This window comes from Anaerocolumna xylanovorans DSM 12503, from assembly GCF_900143645.1.
GTDB lineage: Bacteria > Bacillota > Clostridia > Lachnospirales > Lachnospiraceae > Anaerocolumna > Anaerocolumna xylanovorans.
The window spans coordinates 149065-174159 of sequence record NZ_FRFD01000009.1 but is presented as its reverse complement, the minus strand read 5'-3'; the positions used below and the strand labels follow the sequence as shown (position 1 = coordinate 174159).

Genomic DNA, 25095 nt, shown 5'->3' with positions numbered 1-25095 from the left:
TATTTTCTGATTTCCTTCCGTTGGACACATTTTAGACACAATTGCTGGTTATAATATGTCTTACAGCTATTATAAGTATAACTTTAGAAAGTCTGCAAACCATAAGAATCCTATATTCGGGGTTGTACTGGTTTCGACGGGGGTTTTGAAGTTGCGGAAGCCATTCGCGGACTAGGACCGCGTCAACAACTTAGAATTAAAATTAAACGCAGACGATAATTTAGCGTACGCTGCCTAATGGCAGCTGTCGAACTTAAGATTCTTGCGGCTTAAGACCTCGGCATCAAATTAGCAAGGCACTTTGTCTTCAAAGCTTTGAGAGGATAAAAGAATTATGAAGCTACCAAAGTCATGAGCCTGTCAATCGGCGCTTGACGGAGGGAATAAACAAAAGATTGACTGTGATGGGAGATGCTGCAATGAATGGGCTTTCGGACAGGGGTTCGATTCCCCTCAGCTCCACTAATGAAGCCTTGTAAATCAAGGGTTTTTAGCATTTGTAAATTGTAGGGATGTGTCCGACTATCATCGGTTAAAGGTGGTGTCCGACAAGGGTTTCCTACAATTTTTTTATTTAAGGAGATGCCGAAATGCCTAAAAGACTGATGTTGGAGAATTATGTCACTTCGAATACAGAAGAATAGCTTCACTGTCTGAAGAGAGGCTTAGCTATACGTCATACACTTGGGTTTAAAATTGAACTGGAAGTAGGAAATTATGAAAAAAGTTACCAAATGGCATATATTAGTGATTGGATTAATAATTTTTACATTGGCAGGAGTATTTTTATGGTGGGGACTTAGCTATGTAAATACTACTTTTGATAAATTATTGATTGTTATTGCTACAGTTCTATTAGTTTTATTAAGTAGTATCTTTTTTGTATTATTTGGAATCAGTTTTGGGAAAACACATAATGTTTTTTTGTATGATAAGAAAACAAAAAAGGATATTCTATTAGAAAATTTGACATTTGAAAGAGTTTGTGAGTTTTTGAATGTATATTTAGGAATAGTATTCCATGGTAATAAGTGTTTAATAGTAACGGATGCTTTTAATAGTGACTTGTTAGAAGATGTTCCCAAAGAATACCATCCATTAATTCAAATACGGGTATTAATAATCTGAATAGAAATGGATTCAGATGATAAATGGAAGCAATTCGCCCTTGCAGATAAAATTAATATAGATGCAATGGAAGAAGCTTTATTTAATTGTGGTGAATATTTGATATCATCAAAAATCCAATATTTATGGGCTTCATACACTGGGGATGATACAGATATAAAAGCTTTCTTTTGTAATAATATTGAGTATCTTAAAGAATTTTTCTTAAATTATGTAAAAGTCAATATACATTCATTTGATTAACCTAAATTTTATGAATAGAAAAGATAAATATCAGATGGGCAAGGTATACTAAACGGTTGCCTTCCCTTTTTTTATCCCCAACATCCCTGTCATAATTTAGGGACGGGACATTAAGGGGTAACTAGATGCCAGTCCGAAGTGGGAAGTATCAGCAATTTTTGTAGGAAATCATACCGACCATTATTTGATTGAAATGGTAAAATATACCTCTAAAAATTGTTCCCTCAACCGTTTACATTACCTTTTTGTATGATGCACTAATTTCAACAGAAATCCAAAATCAACTACCCTATAATGCAAAAATCGCTGAAACACCGATAGAATAAGGCTTTCAATGAAGTCGGGATTCTATGGGACAGGGATTTTTTATTTAATATGAATATCATTCATTAAGCGTTCTCTTAAGAATTCCCCGGGAGGTATTTGGACTTTAGCAGGTTCATCTTCATGAAATATTAATAGATGCAAGAAATGCCAGAAACATTCGAAAGTGGAATAAATACATAAAGAGGGAATTGTGTTGGTAGTTGAGTAATCCATAAAAAACCTGCCAAGCCAAAAATACTTGCACCTGTTAGAAAAAAGAAAAATGGATACGGGCCTGGAGGATTTGGTGATGATGCGATTAAATTAATAATAGACCAGTGTTCTACTAAGCAAGTGGCGGATGGCAGATATTTTCCTTGAGCGGAATCGTCGTTGTCCGAAGCTGATCTTGGAGTTGGTGGAGGCTGCGGTATTGATTGTCCCGAAGGAATGGTAGATAATAAAGCACCATAAAGATATACAATTTGTTGCAGCTCAATTAAATTATATATCTGGCCGGTTTCATTTGTTGTTTCATTTAGGTTTCTGGGAGGATATGCGCCAATTGGACATAACATCTCTAGTTGGCTGACATGTAGCATTTAACGCCTCGAAATTAGTTTTAATATAATATATCAAGAAATTGCATTATTGTTACAATAGAAAGCCGGTGACTTGAAATGCGAAGGTATAATTTTAGACAGAGGAGTGGCCAGCAGGTTATCCTACTGGCCGGTTTATGAAAAAAATTTATGTCAGCAAGGTGGGGACCCTTGTTGTTATCTTATGAACTTAGTATACCGTTCATATGTGTCCCTGGTATGAAGGGTTATTGAAAAGATTGTGAACAGTTGGAGGTGAGAGGTTCATTTAGGGTATGGGTAGACAATCCGAAACAAAAGACTAATAGAAATAAGCTCATTAAGATATATTCTGATAGGTTGGGCAAAGCAAGGAGGGGGATTCTAAGAATAGAGGCATTTATCAAAGTCACTTCGTAAATACGTTTTATGCCGGACATGTAACCTCCTATGTCGCTATAGCGGTATAAATAGTATTGAATAAAAAATCAATTCCGGCCTGAAACTAGATGATGATTGGGGAGCCAAGACTACGGTCAACGTAAATGCTTTCCGAAAGAAACAGGGATGGCCGTAGAATAGCAAGTTTGGGAAAATAGCTCTAAAGAAGTTGTTGCGATACCCGGAAAGCATGGTATAATTTACACATATGTTCAGTCATCTTTAGGACAACTATTCGCATACAAATGAGAAAGCATTCATAATGAATGATAGGAGAGCACGATAAAAATGAAAAGAGTCAAGATTATGATGACGCTGTTAATACCTGCTTTGCTTTTTAGTGCGTGTAATGGTGCGGATCGATCATCAACAGCTTCTGACCCCTCCGCATTACAGTCAATGTTAACGGAACAAATTCCTGATGATTTTGGATTTACCTATATTCATAATTTTATAGAAGTTGATACTTTCAATTCCACAATAAAAAATACATACTATTTTAGCGAGGGAGACCCGGATGCAATAACAGACTTCTCTTTTTCTCATGAGCAGTTAGAGAAGATTTATGAAGCCTTTATACAATATGACATCCAGGACCTGCCTGAAGAAATCGATCCCGATAAAGGCTTTATGTCCATACCTCCGTCATATTATGAACTGCTATATATCTCGGATGGCGAAACAAAAAACATATCCTGCCGCACAGGCGCTGACATAGACCAGGAAGGAATATCGGAAGATAACAATAATTTTGTAAAGTTCATGGCGGAAGTCTGGAATTATGTTTATGAATCTGATGCATATCAGCGTCTTCCATCCGGTCCAGAAACAGAATGAATCTGCCACGCCATTGTATTAATCAAATGAAAGTTGGGAGACAATAATAAGAGGCAAGTTAATGTCATATAAAATTTTGAGAATAAAAATAAAGCAGGAGGCCCTTATATGTTAGGTCATTATCTGATGTTCAACAGAAACTGTGCAGAGGCTATCAAAATTTATGAAAAAGCCTTTGATGCAAAAACCATAGAAATTCAAAAGTACGGTGATATGCCGCCGAATCCGGCCTTCACTATTCCCGAAAGCGACAAAGAACTCGTTTTACATGCACGGCTTCAATTGGACGGTATGGAGATTATGTGTGCCGACAGCTCGGAAAAGAGCATGAGCGGCGATAATATGTATGTCTCTGTCACCACAAAGGATGAAGCTTTTGTTCAAAAGGCATGGGATGTCCTAAAGCAGGACGGAGAAGTCTATATGGAGCTCACTTCATCGTTTTTCGCAGCCTTGCATGGCTCTTTAAAGGATAAGTTTGGTATCAACTGGATGTTTACCGTTTTGAAATAAGCAGAAGCTATTCAGACGCAAAGCATTGGGAAAGGAGGTAATAATGACAAAAAACGAAATTCTCACAATTCTTAGCAGTTTGAGCAACGAAAAGCGAAAGCAGATGTATATGAAGAACGGTGCGGGTGAAAACACTTATGGTGTTTTACTGGGGGAACTGCGGAAACTGGCAAAGCAATTGGGGACAAACCACGAATTGGCCTTGGAGCTCTGGCATAGCGGAAACACAGAAGCAAAATGGCTCGCGTGTATGCTGTTTGATGCAAAGCAGCTGACTATAGACGAAGCGAGGGATATGGTTTCTAAAATAACTTATCCTGATATCATTGATAAATTCGTTGGCGAAGTTATCTGCAAAACTAAGTTTTCCGACATTCTTGCGGAAGAATGGTCAGTTTCGGGAGAGGATAACCTGGGCCGTGCTGGCTGGAATATAATTGTTCACAAAGTATCGGACGGTGAATTAACCAATGAAGCGTTAGAGAAGCTTCTTGAAACAATTGAAGCCGAATTGCAGACTGTGACTCCAGGCAAACAATGGGCTATGAATCACGCGTTGTGCGAGGTAGGGATATGCTATCCGCAATTTACAGAGCGGTGCATAACTCTTGGTGAAACCCTGGGCGTATACCGGGATTTAAAAGTGCCGAAAGGCTGCACCTCCGCCTATGCTCCGAATTGGATAGCGGCTGTTATTAAAAAAAGAAATAAAGATAATCACAGATGACTTGAATTATTTCTGAAATTGGATATTAATAATCGGAAAAGTGCGGTCCTGCTTTTGAGGTATTTCATGCTAAACCCATGCATTTTGCAAGTTTACTTGCGAAACTGCTTAAATCGAAAGTGAAAAATATTCTCTATTTTTCACACTAAACAGGAGGATGTATGCAAGGATATAACTGTATCATGGTATATAGCCAGGATAGCAGGAGGTTACTATTCTGCAAAAGAACGAAGGATCCGTATAAGGGCCTTTACAATCTGGTAGGCGGGAAAATAGAGAAAAATGAGAATGGATACGAAGCGGCTTATCGGGAATTGAAGGAAGAGACGGGTATTGACCGATTTAACATTCAACTCAATCATATGATGGATTTTACTTATTACAATCAAAACTGCTGTGTGGAAGTTTATGCGGGACAATTAAACTCGGAAGTTGTACTATGCGAAGAAGCACATCCTCTTGAGTGGCTGGATGTTAATGAGAATTATTTTGATTCTGCCAGATTTGCAGGGGAAGGGAATATTGGACATATGATTGAGCAGGTAAAGATTTATGGGATGGGACGGAAGAGAGAATAAATATATTACCGCAATTCATACCCGATCTTAATAAGAAACCTGTTAAAGAGGGTTTATTTTAAGAAGCCGGTTGCTGCTGCAGCTGACTTCTTTTTTTGTCTTTTTAGAATTCTCCTGCATCTCCATAACTTCTACAAATCAATTTGCTATTCTTGGATTCAGAAAACGAAAGGAGATGTAGGATGGGAGCCGGTACAAAAACTAAGAAGCTGCGCATCGGCGGAATGACCTGCGTAAGCTGTCAAAATAAAATCGAGAAAAAGCTTCGCAATACGGCCGGAATTGAAATGGCAGAGGTGAGTTACAATGCAGGAACCGCTGTCATTACTTATGATACGGATATTATTTTATTGAAAAATATAGCCCAGATTATTGAAAGTCTGGACTATAAAGTGCTGCCTGAAAATGAGGGGCAAGAGTCGGATTTAAACCGTATTATCGAGATTTTGATTATTATTGCTTCTTTTTATATGATCTTACAGCACTTTGGCATTCTGAATCTTTTGGTACCCAGTAAGCTTGCTGATGTCAATATGGGCTATGGAATGCTGTTTGTAATCGGTCTGGTTACTTCAGTACACTGTGTGGCCATGTGCGGTGGAATCAATCTTTCCCAATGTATTCCATACGGAGAGGGAGGGGATGAGAAGAAGAGCCGTTTTTCTGCCTTCAGACCGGCATTCCTTTATAATCTTGGACGGGTTATTTCCTACACCGCAGTAGGCTTTATTGTTGGTGCTCTTGGCTCCGTGATTACTTTTTCCAATACGCTGCAAGGGATACTCAAGCTGATAGCCGGTGTATTTATGGTTGTCATGGGTATTAACATGCTGGGTATCGCTCCTTGGCTTCGTAAGTTCAATCCAAGAATGCCCAGAATTTTTGCCAGTAAAGTCTATAAGAAAAAGGCAAATAGCAAGAGTCCGCTGATTGTCGGCTTACTCAACGGATTAATGCCATGCGGTCCCTTGCAGGCTATGCAAATTTATGCGCTGTCCACCGGGAACCCGTTTGCGGGTGCATTTTCCATGTTTCTTTTCAGCCTTGGAACCGTGCCGCTGATGTTCGGACTTGGAGTATTCTCAGCAGCACTTGGAAAAAAATTCGCACATAGGGTTATGACAGCCGGTGCGGTGTTAGTGGTAGTCCTTGGTCTGTCAATGTTTTCACAGGGCTGGAGCCTGTCAGGCTTTCATCTTTCTGTCCTGTCCCAAAATGGCGGGGAGGCTGTAAAAGATGGGGGCAGTCCGGTAAAAATTGAGAATGGTGTGCAAATTGTCAACAGTACTCTTTCTTCGGGCAGATATCCTAATATTGAAGTTCAGGCAGGGACACCGGTGAAGTGGACTATAGATGCACCCAAGGGCAGTATTAACGGTTGTAACAACCGGATGCTCATTCGGGAGTATGGTATTGAGTATTCTTTCAAAACGGGTGAGAATGTAATTGAATTCACCCCCACGAAAACAGGAAAAGTCCAATATACCTGCTGGATGGGTATGATTCGCGGCTCTATTAACGTGGTAGAGGCTGGTGATGTGAAAGATACAGCAAATGCTGCGGGTTCCGGTGAAGATAATTCTGTCCCGGATGACCTGGAAGAGGAAGATTTATCGGCGGAACCGATACCTGCAGGCTATGCTATCCCGACGGATGCAGTGGCAATTGCAAAGGAAATTAAGAATCAAAATGGGGATAATGTTCAGCAGGTTACCATTGAATTGACGGATGACGGTTTCAAAGCTGCTGTTATGGTAGTTAAATCCGGCTTGAACGCAGAATGGAATATCATTGATAATTCTTCTGACCAGGAGGGGATACAGCTTCTTGTTCCTTATTTTCAAACACAGCTTCAACTTGAAAAAGGGGAGAATCCACTCTATTTTATCCCCACTGAAAGTTTTGATTTTTCTACCGGTGACAATGCCTTCTATGGATACGTGAAGGTTGTAGATTCTCCTGGCAGCGTGGATGTGGATGCAGTTAAGGCAGAAGTGCAAAAATTTAAGACTCAAATATGGCCGCCTGAGACTTTTCAGCCGGCAGGAAGCGGTGCGTCCTGCCATTAGCAGGCAAAACAGCAGTTATTTTGAATATATAAAGTAAAATTATATACAGGAGGTTATTAAAAATGGTGCAGAAACCACAACCACAAAATAATAAAAACAGTAGCAGAAAGCATATACCCAAAAGGAAAAAGTGGGTCATTCCTGCTGCCATATCGTCAGCTATCCTTGTAATAATAATTGTGGTGGTTGCATTGGCAACCCGTAATTCAGGCACGGGAAATACAGCACAGGATCTTGTTATTCCTGTCAGTGAAATTTCAAGTACGGCAAAATTTTATCCTGTCACGGTAGATGGCACCAAAATGGAGGTTGTTGCGGTTAAAGCACCTGATGGAACAATTCGTACGGCATTTAACACCTGCGAGGTATGCTATGATTCAGGCAGGGGATATTATAAGCAGGAAGGTGACGTTTTGGTATGCCAGAACTGCGGTAACCGTTTCTCTATGGACCGTGTTGAGGTTGAGGCAGGCAGCTGTAATCCCTGGCCCATTTTTGACAAAGATAAGACTGTGACAGAGGAATCTATTACGATTTCCAAGGATTTTCTGAAAGAATCCAGGCAGATATTTGCCGATTGGAAAACAGAATATTAAAGAAAACAGAGAGGTGAATCATATATGGATAGTCAGGTTCTTAGCATACGAGGTATGACCTGTGCGGCCTGCGCGCAGAGAATCGAAAAAACAGTGCAAAAGCTTTCAGGAATCAGCCAGGCGACCGTAAATCTGGCAAGTGAAAAGCTGTTTGTAGAATACGACAGCGATAGCTTACAACTCCCGGCTATTAAGGAAGCAGTGGAGAAAATCGGGTATGAGGTTGTGGAAAAAACGGATAATGCCAGTGTGACCATTCCGATTGGGGGCATGACCTGTGCGGCCTGTGCCCAGCGGGTCGAAAAGGCCATTAAGAAATTAGAGGGTGTAGCAAGCGTATCGGTGAATTTTGCGACTGAAAAGGCCACGGTCACGTATGAACCGCAGAAACTGCGGATTTCAGCTATAAAGGAATCCATTGAAAAGGCCGGATACAAAGCCCTGGAAATCAATAAGGTGAACGCATCGGATGAGGACCGTGTCCGTAAGCAGCGGGAAATCAAAACCCTCTGGACGAAATTCATTGTTTCTGCTGTGTTCTCCCTGCCGCTTTTGTACATTGCAATGGTACCGATGCTTAAGTTTGTGCGGCTTCCTTTTCCGGCAGGGCTTAACCCGATGCAGTATCCTCTGATTTATGCATTGATTGAGCTGCTGCTGGTTATTCCGGTCATTGGCGTAGGTTATAAATTCTACACTATTGGGTATAAATCGCTTATCAGGCGAAGTCCGAACATGGATTCCCTTATTGCCATCGGAACCACAGCAGCTGTCATATACAGCCTTTTCAATCTATTCCAGATTGCAGGGGGGGATTTTAAGGCCGTTGAATCACTTTATTTTGAAACAGCAGGTGTCATCATCACATTGATTCTTCTGGGTAAATCCCTGGAGGCTGTATCTAAGGGCAGAACCAGCGAAGCAATCAAGAAGCTTATGGGACTTGCGCCTAAAACAGCAATTATTGTGGAAGAGGGTATAGAGAAAGAAATTCCCATTGATGAAGTGGAAATCGGTGATGTTATTGTGGTAAAGCCCGGTGCGAAAATACCTGTGGACGGTACAGTACTGGATGGTCATACCGCAATCGATGAATCCATGCTGACGGGTGAGAGTATGCCGGTGGATAAGAAAGCAGGTGATGCAGTTTATGCCGCTTCTCTAAACACAACGGGAAATGTCCGGTTCAGGGCTGAAAAGATTGGCAGTGATACCGCATTGGCACAAATTATTAAGCTGGTGGAGGATGCACAGGGTTCCAAAGCTCCTATTGCGCAAATGGCAGATATTGTTTCCGGTTACTTTGTTCCTGTAGTTTGTATCATTGCACTTTTAGCAGGAATTGCGTGGTTTTTTGGAACAGGCGGTGATATTAAGCTGGCACTCACCATATTCATTTCGGTGCTTGTTATTGCCTGCCCCTGTGCTCTGGGACTTGCAACACCGACCGCCATTATGGTTAGTACCGGCAAGGGTGCAGAAAACGGCATTCTTATAAAAGGCGGAGAAGCACTGGAGACAGCGCATAAAATCAATACCATTGTGTTTGATAAGACCGGTACCATAACCGAAGGCAAGCCGTCCGTAACGGATGTGCTTGCGGTAAATGGAATGGGAGAAGAAGAACTGTTACAGCTTACAGCATCAGCTGAGAAGGGTTCAGAGCATCCTCTGGGTCAGGCGATTGTCCATAGTGCAGAAGATATGGGGATGAAGCTGTTTAACGCAGAGCGCTTTGAGTCTCTTACAGGACGCGGTATTGTGACAGAGATTAATAATCAGACCGTCCTTGCGGGAAACCGTAAGCTGATGGAGGAATACAGTATATCCCTTAAAGGAATGGAGGAAGCCGCAGACCGGCTGGCCGAAGAAGGAAAAACACCGATGTATGTGGCACTGGAGGGCAAACTGGCCGGTATTGTGGCGGTAGCCGATGTGGTGAAGGAATCCAGCCATGCTGCTATTGACAGCCTGCATAAGATGGGCATTGAAGTGGCCATGATTACTGGTGACAACAAAAAGACAGCTACTGCAATTGCCAAACAGGTAGGTATTGACAGGGTGCTTTCCGAGGTACTGCCCCAGGATAAGTCTAATGAAGTAAAGAAACTGCAAACCGAAGGCCGCAAGGTGGCTATGGTAGGTGACGGAATCAATGATGCCCCTGCACTGGCGCAGGCTGATATTGGTATTGCTATCGGCTCCGGTACGGATGTGGCGATGGAATCAGCTGATATTGTATTGATGCGCTCCGACCTTATGGATGTGCCAACAGCCATCAATCTTAGCAAGCGGACAATCCGCAACATCAAACAGAACCTCTTTTGGGCCTTTGGGTACAATGTAGTCGGAATACCCATAGCAGCAGGGCTTTTACACCTGCTCTTTAATGGACCGCTGCTTAATCCGATTTTTGCGGCGGCAGCTATGAGCCTTAGTTCGGTTTCCGTACTGACAAATGCGTTAAGGTTAAAAAGATTTAAACCAACTACAAAACAGGATAAGGGGAGTGCAGCATGAAAAAGAATAAAAAAGTAATCATAGGAATAGGAGCGGCGGTTATTGCAGTCGCTGTGATAGTGATTGTCGTTCTGAAAGTGGTGAGCGGTAATTTGGATGTGGTTGGGAAGGAATCCATTACATCCTTTGAAAAGGTGCTGAACACCATCCCTGATAAGGTGAAAGCCGATGAGATGAATGCAGGCTGGTCCCTTGAAGCGCCGGACGGCAGTGTGCGGTTCATCTGGAGTGAAGATTACAGTAAGAGTCCCCTTCATGATGTTATGCTGGAATTTGATGCAGCCCCTTTTGTTAATGCAGGGCTTGATGTCAGCAAGCTGCCGGAAAACTATGCGGCATATGAAGGGATGCTGATGGTGGGCATAAAGCTTGGCAGTGACGAGATGACCTACCAGGGTAACCCCACACCCTTAGCGGCATATGAGCAGATTGTTAAGAAGTACCGCAGCTCTATCAACTACCATACAGCCCTTGACCATTACGGCGTAAAGTTAGGTGGTGGAAACATGTTTGAGTGGGCGAAGGACATGGCAGTCAATACTGCTACGGACAAAGACCAGGATAAAGACATCGTGTTTGTTTTAAATCCCGAACCGTTGATTGCAGCAGGTGTTAACCCGGAACAGGTAGAAGGCTGGGCATATGCGCAGGTGCCCGTAGAGGAAAATGGAAAAACGGCAGATGTCTATAAATTCTTAAAGCCTTTTAATTTGCAATAATATAAGATGGGATTGTTAGGTTGAAAAATAAATTTTTCAACTACGTATTCAGGAATATCAAATCAAAGATTTGATATTCACAAAAGGAGTTAATATAAAGTTATAGATTGAGAATCAGGGCTGCGGTGTGGTAAAATGACAGAAGAAAAGAGGGTTATTATGCTAAGAAAAAGTAAAAATGTCCTTGTGGTGGATGATGAACCTAAGATATTAGAGGTGCTTACCTCCCTTCTGGAAAGTAAAGGTTTTCACGTGTTTCCTGCTGAAAATGGCAGTAAGGCTCTTAAAATATTTGATACGGAAAACATCGCGCTTGTCATTTTGGATTTAATGCTGCCGGATATTTCAGGCGAAGAGGTGTGTGAATATATTCGCCGGAAATCCCGTATCCCTGTTATCATGCTGACTGCAAAGGTAGAAGAGAATGATGTGGTTGAAGGGCTTTCTCTTGGTGCGGATGATTATGTAACAAAGCCCTTCAGACTGAAAGAATTGTATGCGAGGGTGGAGGCTTTGCTTCGCCGGACTGAAAATGACCAGGTATCTTTGACAGCACGGAACTCATGGAAGGACGGAGATTTGTTCGTGGATTTTGAGAGAAATGAAGTGCGGAAAAAAGGCGTCCCGGTAGCGTTGACACCCAGCGAACAAAAAATTCTGTCGGCACTTATAAAATACCCTGGGAAGGTTTTTTCCAGAGAAGAGCTAATCGAAATTGCATTGGGAAGCGACTTTGCCGGATACGACAGAACCGTTGACAGCCATGTTAAGAATATTCGAAAGAAACTGGAGGATAACCCCAAAAATCCGGTTTATATACTGACAATTCCCGGCTTGGGATATAAGTTCGGAGGTGAATAAATGAATGAGGAGGCTTAGGACGCAGTTATCGTTATTCATATTATTGACGCTGCTGGTTACTATCGGACTGATTGGTGTGTTTTCTAACTGGTTTATAAATTGGGAGTTTGAAAAGTATATCACGAAGACAGAGCAAAGGAGAAGCGAAAATATTGTTACCGACCTTGGCAAGCAGTATGACGGATTCAAACGGGATTGGCAGCTTGGTTATGTGCATATGATTGGCATGTACTCTTTGTATGACGGATATATTCTGAAAGTCTATGATGCGGATGGGAATACCATATGGGATGCATGGAATCATGACATGGCACTTTGCGGTCAGATAATGGAGGAAATTTCAGCACGTATGGAGAAGATGGGAACTGTGGGAGGCTTTGTCGAGCACACATACGACATTGACCAGAACGGGAAAAAAATAGGTTCCGTTTCTGTTAAATACTACGGTCCCTATTTTCTAAGTGATGAGGATTTCACCTTTATCAAGGCTTTGAATACGGTTCTGCTTATAATCGGCATTTTGTCAAGCGTGTTTTCAGTATTGGTTGGATGCCTGCTGGCGAGAAGGATTTCACGCCCTGTTACCAAGACTGCTTATATAGCCAAGCAAATATCAGAGGGTAACTATGACATCCGGTTTGAGAGGGGAACGAAAATACGGGAATTGAATGATCTGGTTACTGCAATCAATCACCTGGCAAGTGCGTTAAGTGAGCAGGAGAAGCTAAGAAAGCGCCTGACCACAGATGTGGCACATGAACTTAGAACACCGTTAACTGCTGTAAGCTCCCACCTGGAGGCGATGATTGACGGATTATGGGAAGTGACGCCGGAAAGACTGCAAAGCTGTTATGATGAGATTGGGCGCCTCGGTACGCTGGTTGCTGATTTGGAGCGTCTGGCAAAGATCGAGGGTGAAAATTTAAAGCTGAACAAGTCACGGCTTGATTTATTAGATATAGTTCATACGGTGTCTAATAATATGAACGCTGAAATCAACAAGAAAAATCTGTCGTTTGCAATTGAAGGGAATTCATCCTTCGTGCAGGCTGATAAAGACAGGATGAACCAGGTAGTTACCAATCTGCTTTCAAATGCGGTCAAATATACACCGGAAGGCGGAAGTATACAAATAGAGGTAACAGGTACAAACAAAACCGGTATTATTAAGGTAAGAGATAATGGAATCGGGATTCCGGAAAGTGAACATTCACTCATTTTTGAACGTTTTTACCGGACTGATAAATCCCGCAATCGTAAAACCGGCGGTGCAGGCATTGGACTGACGATCGTAAAATCTATTGTTGCAGCCCATGGAGGAACAGTATCCGTAGAAAGCAACGCAGAACAGGGAAGTTGTTTTACTGTAAGCATTCCAAAAGGTGAGGAAGAGTAGAAGTGTTCTAATTAGTTTTCTTCTTACCTGCAAATGTAAGACGGATGGCTTTTTTGTTACAGCAGTCGGCACATCCTCCGCACAGAATACATTCGTTATGCCGCATATTATTTGTCTGTACCATGTTAACAACGTCTATGCTCATAGGACAGGCCTTGGAACATAATCCGCATTGTACGCATTTTTTAGAATCTGTTTCCAGGTGCAAGGACGGATATCCAAGGCGGTCCTTTATTTTCGTCCCGATAATCATAAATGGTGCCATCCAGCAGATGGAGTGGCACATACCGCGTTTGCCAAGAGTAAGTGCGAGAACGGTAATCAGAGCAATAATGAAAAGGTATACTATGTATCCTGTTACGCCGGAGGCCGATATTCCATGGTCCGTCATATAGAAAAAGTTCACACTTTTGATTCCGCCGGCAGTAATAAAGCCCAAAATGATTGTAAAAAGCCAGGGAACCCAGATTATGTATTTGATCCGATTGGTGTTCTTACCGGTTATTTTTTTATCTACAACCAGGGAACAACATTCCTGCAGTCCTCCGGCAGGACATATCCATCCGCAGAAGGCTCTTCCAAAGACCAGAGAGAAAAAGAACAAAGCAGCGAAGATCAGGAAACTTCCTGTTGCAATTCCCAAAAAGCTTCCCTGAATAATCAGAACGGGAGAGAAATAAAACAAGGTTATGGGAAATAGCATAAAAGAGATTAAAAGCAAAAGTTTACGTGTTTTCTGACGTTTCATAATTTACCTCCGGTTTTATATTTTTCTGGATAAATTCAAGGGCTTCTTCTGCCCATTCCAGATAAGCCTTATACAGGTGTTCACCAAATAAGACTGTCAGGTAATAATAAAGATGGTCCTGATTATCTTTAAGGACTGCCGAAAGATTGGTCTTAAATGTTTGGATAAGCTGTAAGTCGCCCGTATGCCTGTTCTGAAATTCTTCAATTCTTTTAATATTGTCCTTTGGATTACCAAGACCGCCAAAAAACAGCTTTAAGAGGATTTCATACCTGACATATTCACTTTCATTAGGCTGTGCCAGCCAGTTTATTAATTTCTGTTTACCTGTTTCTGTAATGGAATATACAATTCGGTCAGGGCCTTTTTCTGACTGGGCTTTTGTACCTGTTACAGAGCCCTCTGCTTCCAGAGTCTTTAAGGTAGGATAAAGCTGTCCGTAACCCACATCCCAAAATTGTGAAATCGATAAATCAATCTTCTTCTTTAGATCATATCCGCTTGAGTCTTCATGGGCCAGCAAGCCCAATATAATGTAAGCTGTTGTGTTTTTCTGCGCCATTTTTTCCCTCTGTTTATAAGTTATTATTGGTATGACATAACTATATCAAAATGATATAGTTATGTCAAGGTTGGAAATGAGTAAAATGATTAATCACATTGTTTGTTGTTGCTGGTTGGATTTTTTGTATGTATATGGTAAGCTGGATATATTACTAAAAGCCTTTGGCAAGGCAGAAACGAGGTAAAGGTTGAAAGAAAAGGTATTACTGTTTAATATCCCCTTAAGAGAGAAAAGACTAAAAATCGGAAGGGCACTTCTTCCCTTAAATATAGCGGTCAAAGCAATTGAGCGTAAGGAATATGGTCAAAGCATAGGGTACCTGGCAGGATATAAGGATATGCCAGAAACCAGGGAAATCTATGACGGAGAAGAATTAGAAGGAGAGATGGTGATAATGGCAGGTCTTTCCGGCGGAAGAACAGAAATGGTATTAGCGGCACTAAGAAAAGCCGGAGTTCAAAAGACATGCCTAAAGGCGGTCCTCACTGATACAAACCGGTTTTGGAACGCCAAGGCGCTTTATGAAGAGCTTGGGAAAGAGTACAATCGGATGAATGGACAGTCTTAAGCCTCTGAATCTGGCAGCCGAAAAAGAACAGGATAGTTTCGGTTAGGATTTTTCCTTATGTTCAGCCAATATAGAGAATATCACTTACACCGCGTTCTTTATCCTTTCCTAAGGGGCTATTTACAACTTTACCCATAAAATACATAGTAGAGGAGCCGCCGCCGTCCAGATTATAGGCGTCTGTACAGCCAAGACTTACAAATAATTCTGAAAATTCGTCAAGGGTCATGCCCTTACTGTAACCCCGGCTTCGCCCGTCAACAACAACGAAGACATAATGATTCGGGCTTATAATACCGACTCCTGTTCTGGGATTGGAACCCTGGATGGTATGGTTGCCGAAATTTGTATCAATTTCAGTCTTGCCAAGTCCGGTTATTGCCTTACCGTTTTCTACAAGAGCGGGTCCAAAGGACAGGGTCTGTGTTACACCTTCCTTAACCAATTCTTCGGCTGTCGTGGTGGCTTCATCATATATCTTCATGGAGCCGTCGGAATAGAAGGAAAGGCCGGTCCTTGCCGGAACATCCCGAAAGATTTTACCGTTTCGGATTATGATACCATCATCCCGAAAACCATAATAATCACCATTTATTGCAAAAATAGCATTATTCGTACTTGCAATGATCGAGGTATCCTCTACAATATTTTGTCCGAATTTATTGTCCGCAAAGGCTGATTTTAAACTGGAGGAATCTTTTATGGTAACATCAGCGGTGTAATAGGTTATGGTGTCATTTCCTGTGCCCGTTGTCATTTTGTTGATCTTAATTGTGACAGTATCACTGTTGTAATTCCAGTCATCTGCGGTATATTCCGTATCAGAATCTTCCGTTCCGGTATTGGCGGTATCCAGAGCATTGTTCACTTTAACATGCCGGATGAGATAGCGGTTGGCAGCCATATAAAGCAATACGGCAATCAATAGAACTACCGGAATTAGAATGATAATCGGTTTCTTACTGTGTTTTTTATCTGTGTGCAAAGAAGCAGCTCCTTTTAAAATGCTATTGTTTCCTCTAGTATAGGAGGATATTATGTTCAGGCTGTTAGGGAACTGTGATTTTTTTGTGGATTTCTTTTTGCTATTCGGCGAATAAGGTTAAATATCCGGGATAAACGCAGCGGACCGCTTGAAAAATCTTACCAGTGGTAGTACAATGGCAGAAAGTTCCTGCTCTAAAAAGTAAGAGGATGGTAAGTAATTATGAGAGCCTTTATTAAGAAAGCATTGCAGAATTTTGCGATAATACTGCTGATTCTTGTTGCCGTAAAGGATATATTTATATCATTGCCACTAAGAGGTTATGGCAGGCTGCATAATCTGATAAATGGAATACATCCGCAGCTATTTATACAGCCCCGTGGTATTCTTCCTTTCCTCTCCGGTACGCTTATGCTGTTGCTGGCATACAGGCTCTATAAAAGGGTACGTCTGGCATGGCTGATTGAGATAATTGCCCTTACCGTAGGACTTACCTATCATCTTGCAAGGCATCAGGTGCTGCCGGTTCATTCTGTTTTGCTTGATGTATTTGTACTTATAGTGCTTCTTGCTTCCTATAAAGACTTTGCAAGAAGCAGTGACAGGATAACAGTAAGGAGAGCCATAGGCTTTATTCTTTGCTCCTTTATTCTTGTACTGACCAATGCAGCTATCGGATTGTTCTTATTGAAAGCGGATATCCGCAGTATCCATTCCATATATGATGCCATTTTTAGTTCGGTAAAACTGCTGGTTTTAATGGATACAAGCAGTCTTGGGATTAAGGGACAGGCGGGAAAGTTTTACGCAGATACACTTATTATTATTAACTGGATATGTATTATGACCTCTGCCTTTCTTTTATTAAAGCCCCTTGTATGTAATCCTATTGCCGCCAAGCAGGGAAAACACAGGGCACGTCAGATGGTTTTGAAATACGGAGACAATCCAATGGCTTATCTTGCTCTGGAAAATGATAAAAAATACTTTTTTGCAGGCAATGTGGAAGGCTTTTGTGCCTATAACCTGGCGGGAAATGTATTTACTGTGTGCGGTGATATGATATGTGATGAGAAGGACGGCTTTTTATTTTTAATGGAAATTACGGATTTTTGCAGAAAAAACGGCTATAGTATCCTGTTTATCAACATTACGGATAAATTCTTCTCCATGTTAAAAATGGCGGGGTTTGGAATTGTAAAATATGGAGAAGATGCCTGCTTTTATCTGGCGGATTATAACCTTGCAGGCGGAAGGGCTGCAAAGGTAAGGGCAGCCATAAACCATGCAAACAAAGCGGGAATAACTGTTTTTGAATACAAGCCTCATGAAAAGAAGGAGCACTTGATTGAAAAGCAGATGCAGTCCATAACGGAGGAATGGCTGATACAAAAGGGCGGAGCAGAGATGGGCTTTATGCTTGGCGGAACGGGATTAAATGACCCTTTGGACAGAAGATATTTCTATGCTCTTGATGCAGAGGGAGAGATGCTTGGCTTTGTGGTTTTTCTTCCGTATATGGAAGGTAAGGCATATCTTGCGGATGTTACCAGGAGAAGGAGCAATGCTCCCCAGGGGGTGCTGGAGAAGATTATTTACGATGCATTCATGGTAATGAAGGGAGAAGGTGTAATATGGGGCAATATGGGACTTTCTCCTTTGTATAACATATGCAGGGAGCAAAACTCCAGTTTCACAGAAAAGATATTTGGCTTTATTTATGAAAACATGAATAAAACTTATGACTTTCAGGCATTGCACCATGCCAAGCTAAAATACGGTCCGACGGAGTGGCAGCCCAGGTATCTTGCTTATAGTCCAAGGCCGTTTTCCTTGAATTTCGGCTATGCCATATTAAAAGTACAGATGCCAAAGAATATGTTTAAGACGATACTGCCAAATCTGCTTAAACTGGACCGCCAATAAAGGAATGATAAGAATTTACTTGACAGGGCAGAGATAAGAATTATAGAATAAGAAAAATATTCCATTTGTGCAGGGAAGAAGAGGCTAATAGCGCCCTATAAGGGCAGCTATAGGAATGAAAGGAGCAGGAGATGAAAATTATTGCAATTAACGGAAGTCCAAGAAAAAAGGGAAATACGGCAGAGCTTCTTAAGAAGGCATTAGAAGGAGCAAAGGAAAATGGAGCCAAGACAAAGCTCTATCATTTATATGAGCTGGAGTATACAGGTTGTGTCAGCTGTTTTGCCTGTAAGAAAAAGGGCAATGGCTGCAATGGGCTTTGTGTAATAAAGGACGATTTAAAAGAGGTATTGGAGGAAATACTAAAATGTGATGCACTCATAATAGGTTCTCCCTTCTATTTTTCCGATGTAACAGGGGAGATAAGGTCCTTTTTGGAAAGACTGCTTTTTCCGATATTATCCTATAATGCAGGAGAAAGAGAGCTTCTTAAGAGAAGCATACCCTCGGCCTTTGTGTATACCATGAATGTACCAAAAGAGCAGTATGAGGCCTTGGGATATAAGACTCTGGCAGAGAGAAACCAGAATATTATCGGGGGATTATTAAAAGCGGAATCAAAAATTTTAGTGTCCTGTGATACGTATCAGTTTAAAGATTATGACAAATATGATGCCAGCCGTTTTTCTGCGGAGGAAAAGGAAAAAGTCAGAAAGGAACAGTTCCCGTTGGATTTGCAGGAAGCCTTTGAAATCGGAAAACAGCTTACGCTAATAAATTGACGCAGAGGGTTAGCTGTGTTATCATACTCGGAGAAAGAGAAATCTACAAAAGATAATAGGGAAGGGCAATAAGAAAAGAAAGGGAAATAGTACGAGATGAAAAAAAATCAGGCTACAATTCTAGTTATTTTAATTCTTCTGATTGGAGCGGTAGGTGTCGGCTTTGCAATAAAGAACGGCAAATCCGCTGGAAGTTCCGCCGTATCCGGATATGAAGACCAGTTAGCAGCACCTCAAAAAGGAGATACCGTTGCGGAAATCGTTGTAAAGGGATTCGGTTCCATCCATGTAAAGTTCTTTCAAAAAGAAGCTCCCAAGGCAGTGGAGAATTTTACGACCCATGCAGAGAAGGGATATTATAACGGTTTGACTTTCCACAGGATTATCGATAACTTTATGATTCAGGGCGGAGATCCGACCGGAACCGGTGCAGGCGGAGACAGTATCTGGGGAGGGGCATTTGAAGATGAATTTTCAGATAATCTCCAGCCTTACAGAGGAGCTCTTTGCATGGCAAACAGCGGTGCAAATACCAATGGAAGCCAGTTCTTTATCGTTCAGGATAAGGATACCTATGATGAAGCTACCTTAAGCAATCTGGAACAGCAGACTGGAAACAAATTCAACAAAGATGCAATAGAAGGCTATGGTAAAGTTGGAGGAACTCCCTGGCTCTACCGTGCGCATACTGTTTTTGGACAGGTTTATGAAGGCCTTGACATATTAGATTCCATTGCAGCAACAAAGGCGGATGAGAATGGCAGACCTGCTACGGATGTTGAGATAGAAAAGATAACCGTATCAAAATATGGAGAATAAATTGCTGCATTCTGTATGAATGAAACAGCAGTAATAAGAAATAATGATAAGGACTGCCTGTTTTTGGGCAGTCCTTACCTTTTCCTGCTAAAAACATACGTTTCTATAATAAATATTGGAAGTATGTTTTTCACACACCAATATTTATTATAGAACCAAACATACTTTTTTCATAAATATCTGTTATAATCATGTTATAAAACTAAAAGTTCGGATACATATAAAAGATTACACACCATAAAACATGGAAGAGGTTGGATTATGATGGACAAATTAAAAGTTTTAGTTGTAGATGATGAAAGCAGAATGAGAAAGCTGGTAAAGGATTTTTTAAGTAAGAAAAATTATGAGGTATGTGAGGCGGAAAATGGTGAACAGGCTGTGGATATGTTCTTTAACACCAAAGAGATCTCACTGATTATATTGGATGTTATGATGCCAAAAATGGACGGATGGCAGGTATGCCGTGAAATCAGACAGTATTCCAAGGTTCCTATTATTATGCTGACTGCAAAAAGTGATGAAAAGGATGAACTGTTGGGCTTTGAGCTGGGCGTGGATGAGTATATATCAAAACCCTTCAGTCCCAAGATACTTGTTGCCAGGGTAGAAGCAATCCTTCGAAGGACCAATGTATTAGAAGAAGGAGTCGTAGAAGTTGGAGGCATTGTATTAGATAAAGCTGCCCACATGGTAAAGATTGACAATGAATCCATTGATTTAAGCTTTAAGGAATTCGAGCTTTTGACCTATTTTATCACCAATCAGGGTGTCGCCTTATCCAGAGAGAGGATATTGAACAATGTCTGGAATTATGACTACTTTGGAGATGCCAGGACCATTGATACCCATGTGAAGAAGTTAAGAAGCAAAATGGGAGCTAAGGGTGACTATATTAAGACCATATGGGGCATGGGATATAAGTTTGAAGTAGACTAGAAAGAGGCTGAATATAGAATGAAGCACAGAGCAAGAAAGTTCTTTTATAAGGATTCTATCAGGATAAAGTTAACCCTTACCCTTGCCTTATTAATAACGGCAACCATAGGAATCCTCTGGGTCTTAAACAGGACATTCCTGGAACAGTATTACATTACAAGCAAGGCAAAAAGCCTTGAAAATACCTATATGGACATTAAGAAGGTTATTGATAATGCAAAGGATACAAATGAAGTAACCAGTACGATAGATGTTATGTTTGAAAAGTATATTGAAAAGCGGAATATAAGCCCCTATATTTATATCAATAAAATGTGGTTTTACCGGAATGAATGGATTTCGCTGGAAGATGCTCCTAATGCGTTGGTTGACCGCATAAACCAGATCAGAGACCTGGTGTTTTCTTCAGACAGGCTTATAAAGTCAACGGAGGATTATGACATATTTATGGCATATGATCCAAAGCTTGATACGAAATATCTGGAGCTCTTAGAAAAACCTAATAATAAAAGCTTTATCATACTTTTATCCAACCTGGAAAGCATGAAGGAAAGTGCAAAGGTAGCCAACCAGTTTCTTGCCTATGTTGGCACGGGTGCCGTTATCATTTCCATTCTAATCATGCTTTGGATCAGCAAGAAGTTTACGAATCCGATTCTGCAGCTTGCCGGTATAGCCAAAAAAATGAGTTACCTGGATTTTGATGTTAAGTATCATGTGAAATCCCAGGATGAGATAGGAGAACTTGGAAGCAGTATAAATGCCTTGTCTGAGAAGCTGGAAAGCACCATATCTGAATTAAAACGCGCCAATAATGAGTTGTTGTCCGATATTGAGAATAAAGTCCAGATAGATGAAATGCGAAAGGATTTCCTATCAAATGTTACCCATGAATTAAAGACGCCTATTGCCTTGATACAGGGCTATGCGGAAGGGTTAAAGGACAATGTCAACGATGATGAAGACAGCAGGGATTTTTACTGTGAGGTTATTGTTGACGAAGCGCAGAAGATGAATACCATGGTGAAAAAGCTCTTATCCTTAAACCAGATTGAATTTGGCAACAGTCAGCCTAATATCGAGCGTTTTGATCTGACTGCCCTTGTGACGTCAGTCATTCATTCTACGGAGATTCTAATGGAGCAGAAGAAGGTTGCCCTTCACTTCGAGCAGACAGAACCGCTGTATGTATGGGCGGATGAATATATGATAGAAGAAGTGATGACGAATTATATAAGTAATGCTCTGAATCATGTTGAAGGACCCAGAATTATCGAAGTAAAATTCATCAGGAAGGACGGTGTTGTCAGGGTTGTGGTATTTAATACAGGGATGCCGATACCGGAGGAAGATTTAGAGAATATCTGGATTAAATTCTATAAAGTCGATAAAGCCAGAACAAGAGAATATGGCGGAAGCGGCATAGGTCTATCCATTGTAAAAGCAATTATGGATTCCCACAACCAGCAATGCGGTGTTATAAACCATGCCAATGGGGTGGAATTCTGGTTTGAACTGGATACAAAAGTTCAATAGGAAAATAAAAATTTTCGTTGCCCATTTTTGTAAATAGTGGTATTATATATCCATATATACTTGCTACGGAGGATGAACGATGAAAAAAACATTCTTAATGCTGGTGTTGGCATGCGGTTTGCTTCTCACGGGCTGCGCACAGCTGACAGGATTAACAGATAAACAAAGTGATGTTATTGCAGAATATATGGCAGGTTCTGTGTTAAGATATACAGATAATTATATGGAAGGACTGGTATATCCGGAGGACATAGCAGATAAGACCAGTGATAAAACCACAGATACCAAAGAAAGTTCTGACAATAATTCCAGTAAGACAGATGACAAGGCCCAGACTGAAAGCACAGCAGCTGAGAGTACCTCCGCTAAAGCTGGCAGCAGTATGGAGTATCAGAAATTTTACAAGATCTTAAGTGATGATAGTTATCAGGTGAAGTTCAAAGGTTTTAAACTATATGATTCTTATGCTCAGAGAGACAATTACTTTACTTTACAGCCTACCGACGGGAAGAAGCTTCTTGTGGTTAACTTTAAGGTTACAAACACAACAAAGAAAGCCGTAAAGGTGAATTTGGGCAAAATACATATAGATTACAAGCTGCATACGGCGAATGGAAAGGCTTATTCTCCTATGGTAACCTTATTGGATACAGATTTGAATTATTTGAATTATACTTTAAAAGGCGGTAAATCGGATGACGCAGTACTGGTATTTGATGTACCGGCGAAAATAAATAATGATGGGCTTACTCTAAGTATTTCACTAAACGGACAAAATACGGAAATTAATCTGAATGAATAATGAAATTTCTTAAAGGAGCAAAGTAATGACTTATACAGAAAAAAAGAGGACAAAATTATTTGGACTGCCTCTCACCTTTACATCTTACACCATATCCGATGAAAAAATAACGATCACAAGCGGATTTTTAAATATTACAGTAGATGATGCTTATATGTATAAAGTACAGGATGTGAAGCTTACGAAGAGCTTTTGGGAAAGAGTCTATGGATTGGGTTCCCTGACCTGCTACACGGGAGATACCACTCACCCGGAGCTTAGAATTGTACACATAAAGAAGGCTACGGAAATAAAGGAATTTTTACTGACAGCTTCCGAAGAAGCAAGAAGAAAGAGAAGAGCACTTCATACAATGGAAATATAAAGTATAGATAAGGACGAGCTTTTTAGCTTGTCCTTATCTATGCAATAGAAATTGCTGTAATAGAAAATATTGCAATTTCTATTACAGCAAATAAGAATTGCCGTGAGAAAATATCTTTCGGATAAATATCTTCTCACGGCAATTTTGCTTAGTATATAATATGGGGAGGAGAGAGTGAAAGTCTTAAATTAATCTTTATTTTCACTTTCTAGATACATTATAGGATGAATTTATGAGTAAAGTGTGACGATAATAAAAATAAATTGTGAACATTATACCTTAAAAGGAAGAATGGAGCTTCTAAAAAGTTATGAATTACAAGTTACTTGCGGATACTGCTATGCTGGCAGGAGAAATTATGTTAATAAGCGGAGCTGAGACTTATAGGGTCGAAGATACCATGAGCAGAATATTAAGGACCTCTGGACTTGAGAAAACAGAAACCTTTGTAACTCCTACCGGTATCTTTTTATGCCTTGATGATGCTGCAATTGACGGCATTACCCTTGTTAAAAGGGTGGATAACCGTGTTACTAACATAGCCTATATATATGAAGCCAATAACGTTTCAAGAGATCTGTGTGCCGGTATTATTTCTGTGGAAGAAGCTTATCTGGAATTAAAACGTATAAAGACCAGAAAGCAGTACAGTAACTATCTGGTTTATCCCTGTACAATTATCGGGTCCTCTGCCTTTACCATCCTGTTGGGCGGGGATTTGCTTAATAGTATTATAGCAGGATTAAACGGAGTTTTTATCGTTCTTGCCACCATTCTGACAATGAAATTGAATATAAATACTTTTATAAAGAATTTGTCTGCCTCTGTTTTAATAGCCTTTAACAGTATGCTTTTCCTGCATTATATGGGAAACTATATACAACTGGATGCTTTAATCGGCGGTTCTATTATGCCACTGCTTCCGGGAGTTGCCATAACGAATGCCATCAGAGACACTCTGCAGGGAGACTATATGTCAGGCGGGGCAAGGGCTATCGAATCTTTTGTATTAGCCGCATCCAGTGCGGTAGGAATAGGTATTGGAATGGCCCTTTATTCTATTATGGCAGGAGGTATAAACCTATGATGCTTATACAGGTAGTGGGGGCTTTTATTGCTGTCGTTGCCTTTGCTGTCATTATCGGTGTTCCGAAAAAATTTTTGGTACATGCAGGGCTTGTCGGTGCGGTGGGCTGGTTTGTATATTTGCTGTTAGCACCTGTGGGATTGAGTATTGTGGGAAGGATGTTTTTTGCAGCTCTTATGGTGGCCTTGATATCGCACAGCTTTGCAAGGCTTTTAAAAGCTCCTGTAACCTTATTTTTGATTGCGGGAATTCTTCCTTTGGTTCCCGGAGTAGGTATGTACCGCATTGTTTATAATCTCATAACAAATAATAATGCCCTGGCAGGGCACTATATGAATGAAACCCTTCAGATAGCGGGGATGATAGCCCTTGCTATTTTCATTATGGATACGATATTCCGTATCTTTCAGAAGAAAATGTGAATAAAAAGCATTTCACACCTTTTATTCAGGCAGTATC

26 protein-coding genes and 1 other RNA gene are annotated in these 25095 nt (G+C 40.8%); 23 read left to right on the top strand and 4 right to left on the bottom strand.

Annotated elements, in window-relative coordinates; genetic code table 11:
- Positions 1-118 precede the first annotated feature (118 nt).
- From ssrA to BUF11_RS15755, 3 genes are all read left to right on the top strand, one after another.
- Positions 119-465: a transfer-messenger RNA gene (gene ssrA / locus BUF11_RS15765) on the top strand.
- A 252-nt stretch (positions 466-717) separates the two neighbouring features.
- On the top strand, positions 718-1128 hold the full coding sequence (locus tag BUF11_RS15760) for a hypothetical protein (protein WP_073589813.1): 411 nt from the start codon (positions 718-720) through the stop codon (positions 1126-1128).
- Positions 1129-1134: 6 nt separating this feature from the next.
- Positions 1135-1371: a hypothetical protein gene (locus BUF11_RS15755; RefSeq protein WP_073589812.1), complete on the top strand. Its 237-nt coding sequence runs from the start codon at positions 1135-1137 to the stop codon at positions 1369-1371.
- A gap of 455 nt (positions 1372-1826) precedes the next feature.
- Here BUF11_RS15755 and BUF11_RS15750 read toward each other — a convergent pair whose 3' ends face one another.
- Positions 1827-2279 carry a hypothetical protein gene (locus BUF11_RS15750; RefSeq protein WP_073589811.1) on the bottom strand — a complete coding sequence of 151 codons (453 nt, stop codon included), beginning with the start codon at positions 2277-2279 and terminating at the stop codon, positions 1827-1829.
- A gap of 708 nt (positions 2280-2987) precedes the next feature.
- Here BUF11_RS15750 and BUF11_RS15745 point away from each other — a divergent pair.
- The 10 genes from BUF11_RS15745 (at position 2988) to BUF11_RS15700 (ending at position 13515) form a co-directional block, all read left to right on the top strand.
- Positions 2988-3536, top strand: a complete 549-nt coding sequence (locus BUF11_RS15745) for a hypothetical protein (protein ID WP_073589810.1) — start codon at positions 2988-2990, stop codon at positions 3534-3536.
- Positions 3537-3644: 108 nt separating this feature from the next.
- Positions 3645-4049: a VOC family protein gene (locus BUF11_RS15740; protein ID WP_073589809.1), complete on the top strand. Its 405-nt coding sequence runs from the start codon at positions 3645-3647 to the stop codon at positions 4047-4049.
- 43 nt (positions 4050-4092) lie between these two features.
- Positions 4093-4776 (top strand): DNA alkylation repair protein, encoded by a 684-nt coding sequence (locus tag BUF11_RS15735; protein ID WP_073589808.1) that lies wholly within the window; start codon positions 4093-4095, stop codon positions 4774-4776.
- A gap of 161 nt (positions 4777-4937) precedes the next feature.
- Positions 4938-5354 (top strand): NUDIX hydrolase, encoded by a 417-nt coding sequence (locus tag BUF11_RS15730; RefSeq protein WP_073589807.1) that lies wholly within the window; start codon positions 4938-4940, stop codon positions 5352-5354.
- A 182-nt stretch (positions 5355-5536) separates the two neighbouring features.
- The gene (locus tag BUF11_RS15725) at positions 5537-7423 is read left to right on the top strand and encodes an urease accessory protein UreH domain-containing protein (RefSeq protein ID WP_073589806.1); all 1887 of its coding nucleotides are present in this window, start codon (positions 5537-5539) and stop codon (positions 7421-7423) included.
- A gap of 62 nt (positions 7424-7485) precedes the next feature.
- Entirely contained in the window at positions 7486-8019 is a 534-nt protein-coding gene (locus tag BUF11_RS15720) for a DUF2318 domain-containing protein (protein ID WP_084558697.1), read from the top strand.
- Positions 8020-8043: 24 nt separating this feature from the next.
- Positions 8044-10539: a heavy metal translocating P-type ATPase gene (locus BUF11_RS15715; protein WP_073589805.1), complete on the top strand. Its 2496-nt coding sequence runs from the start codon at positions 8044-8046 to the stop codon at positions 10537-10539.
- Positions 10536-11258, top strand: a complete 723-nt coding sequence (locus BUF11_RS15710) for a hypothetical protein (protein ID WP_073589804.1) — start codon at positions 10536-10538, stop codon at positions 11256-11258. Before BUF11_RS15715 ends, BUF11_RS15710 begins: the two co-directional genes overlap by 4 nt.
- Positions 11259-11417: 159 nt before the next feature.
- The gene (locus BUF11_RS15705; RefSeq protein ID WP_073589803.1) at positions 11418-12119 is read left to right on the top strand and encodes a response regulator transcription factor; all 702 of its coding nucleotides are present in this window, start codon (positions 11418-11420) and stop codon (positions 12117-12119) included.
- Between the two features lie 4 nt (positions 12120-12123).
- On the top strand, positions 12124-13515 hold the full coding sequence (locus tag BUF11_RS15700) for a sensor histidine kinase (RefSeq protein WP_073589802.1): 1392 nt from the start codon (positions 12124-12126) through the stop codon (positions 13513-13515).
- A gap of 7 nt (positions 13516-13522) precedes the next feature.
- Here the strand turns inward: BUF11_RS15700 and BUF11_RS15695 are convergent, their stop codons facing one another.
- On the bottom strand, positions 13523-14263 hold the full coding sequence (locus BUF11_RS15695) for a 4Fe-4S binding protein (RefSeq protein ID WP_073589801.1): 741 nt from the start codon (positions 14261-14263) through the stop codon (positions 13523-13525).
- The gene (locus BUF11_RS15690) at positions 14241-14825 is read right to left on the bottom strand and encodes a PadR family transcriptional regulator (protein WP_073589800.1); all 585 of its coding nucleotides are present in this window, start codon (positions 14823-14825) and stop codon (positions 14241-14243) included. The genes BUF11_RS15695 and BUF11_RS15690 overlap by 23 nt, the downstream gene beginning before the upstream one ends.
- Before the next feature lie 190 nt (positions 14826-15015).
- On the opposite strand from BUF11_RS15690, the gene BUF11_RS15685 reads away from it, so the two are divergent.
- Positions 15016-15396, top strand: coding sequence for a DUF3783 domain-containing protein (locus BUF11_RS15685; protein ID WP_073589799.1), 381 nt, complete (start codon positions 15016-15018; stop codon positions 15394-15396).
- Between the two features lie 61 nt (positions 15397-15457).
- On the opposite strand, the gene BUF11_RS15680 is transcribed toward BUF11_RS15685, so the two are convergent.
- Positions 15458-16381 carry a phosphodiester glycosidase family protein gene (locus tag BUF11_RS15680; RefSeq protein WP_073589798.1) on the bottom strand — a complete coding sequence of 308 codons (924 nt, stop codon included), beginning with the start codon at positions 16379-16381 and terminating at the stop codon, positions 15458-15460.
- A 222-nt stretch (positions 16382-16603) separates the two neighbouring features.
- Between BUF11_RS15680 and BUF11_RS15675 the strand changes: the two genes are divergently transcribed.
- The 9 genes from BUF11_RS15675 to BUF11_RS15635 all read left to right on the top strand — a co-directional run bounded on the left by BUF11_RS15675 (position 16604) and on the right by BUF11_RS15635 (position 25058).
- Positions 16604-18307 (top strand): bifunctional lysylphosphatidylglycerol flippase/synthetase MprF, encoded by a 1704-nt coding sequence (locus BUF11_RS15675; protein ID WP_084558696.1) that lies wholly within the window; start codon positions 16604-16606, stop codon positions 18305-18307.
- A 131-nt stretch (positions 18308-18438) separates the two neighbouring features.
- A complete protein-coding gene (locus BUF11_RS15670; protein ID WP_073589797.1) occupies positions 18439-19089 on the top strand; it encodes a flavodoxin family protein in 651 nt (216 codons plus the stop codon).
- A 96-nt stretch (positions 19090-19185) separates the two neighbouring features.
- Positions 19186-19908: a peptidylprolyl isomerase gene (locus tag BUF11_RS15665; RefSeq protein ID WP_073589796.1), complete on the top strand. Its 723-nt coding sequence runs from the start codon at positions 19186-19188 to the stop codon at positions 19906-19908.
- A 264-nt stretch (positions 19909-20172) separates the two neighbouring features.
- A complete protein-coding gene (locus BUF11_RS15660) occupies positions 20173-20847 on the top strand; it encodes a response regulator transcription factor (protein ID WP_073589947.1) in 675 nt (224 codons plus the stop codon).
- Positions 20848-20865: 18 nt separating this feature from the next.
- Complete coding sequence (locus tag BUF11_RS15655) at positions 20866-22383, top strand: sensor histidine kinase (protein ID WP_073589795.1); 1518 nt, start codon at positions 20866-20868, stop codon at positions 22381-22383.
- A 79-nt stretch (positions 22384-22462) separates the two neighbouring features.
- Positions 22463-23185 carry a DUF4352 domain-containing protein gene (locus BUF11_RS15650; protein WP_073589794.1) on the top strand — a complete coding sequence of 241 codons (723 nt, stop codon included), beginning with the start codon at positions 22463-22465 and terminating at the stop codon, positions 23183-23185.
- A 25-nt stretch (positions 23186-23210) separates the two neighbouring features.
- Positions 23211-23549 (top strand): PH domain-containing protein, encoded by a 339-nt coding sequence (locus BUF11_RS15645; RefSeq protein WP_073589793.1) that lies wholly within the window; start codon positions 23211-23213, stop codon positions 23547-23549.
- Positions 23550-23859: 310 nt separating this feature from the next.
- On the top strand, positions 23860-24636 hold the full coding sequence (locus BUF11_RS15640) for a threonine/serine exporter family protein (RefSeq protein WP_073589792.1): 777 nt from the start codon (positions 23860-23862) through the stop codon (positions 24634-24636).
- Entirely contained in the window at positions 24633-25058 is a 426-nt protein-coding gene (locus BUF11_RS15635) for a threonine/serine exporter family protein (RefSeq protein ID WP_330393899.1), read from the top strand. Before BUF11_RS15640 ends, BUF11_RS15635 begins: the two co-directional genes overlap by 4 nt.
- Positions 25059-25095 lie beyond the last annotated feature (37 nt).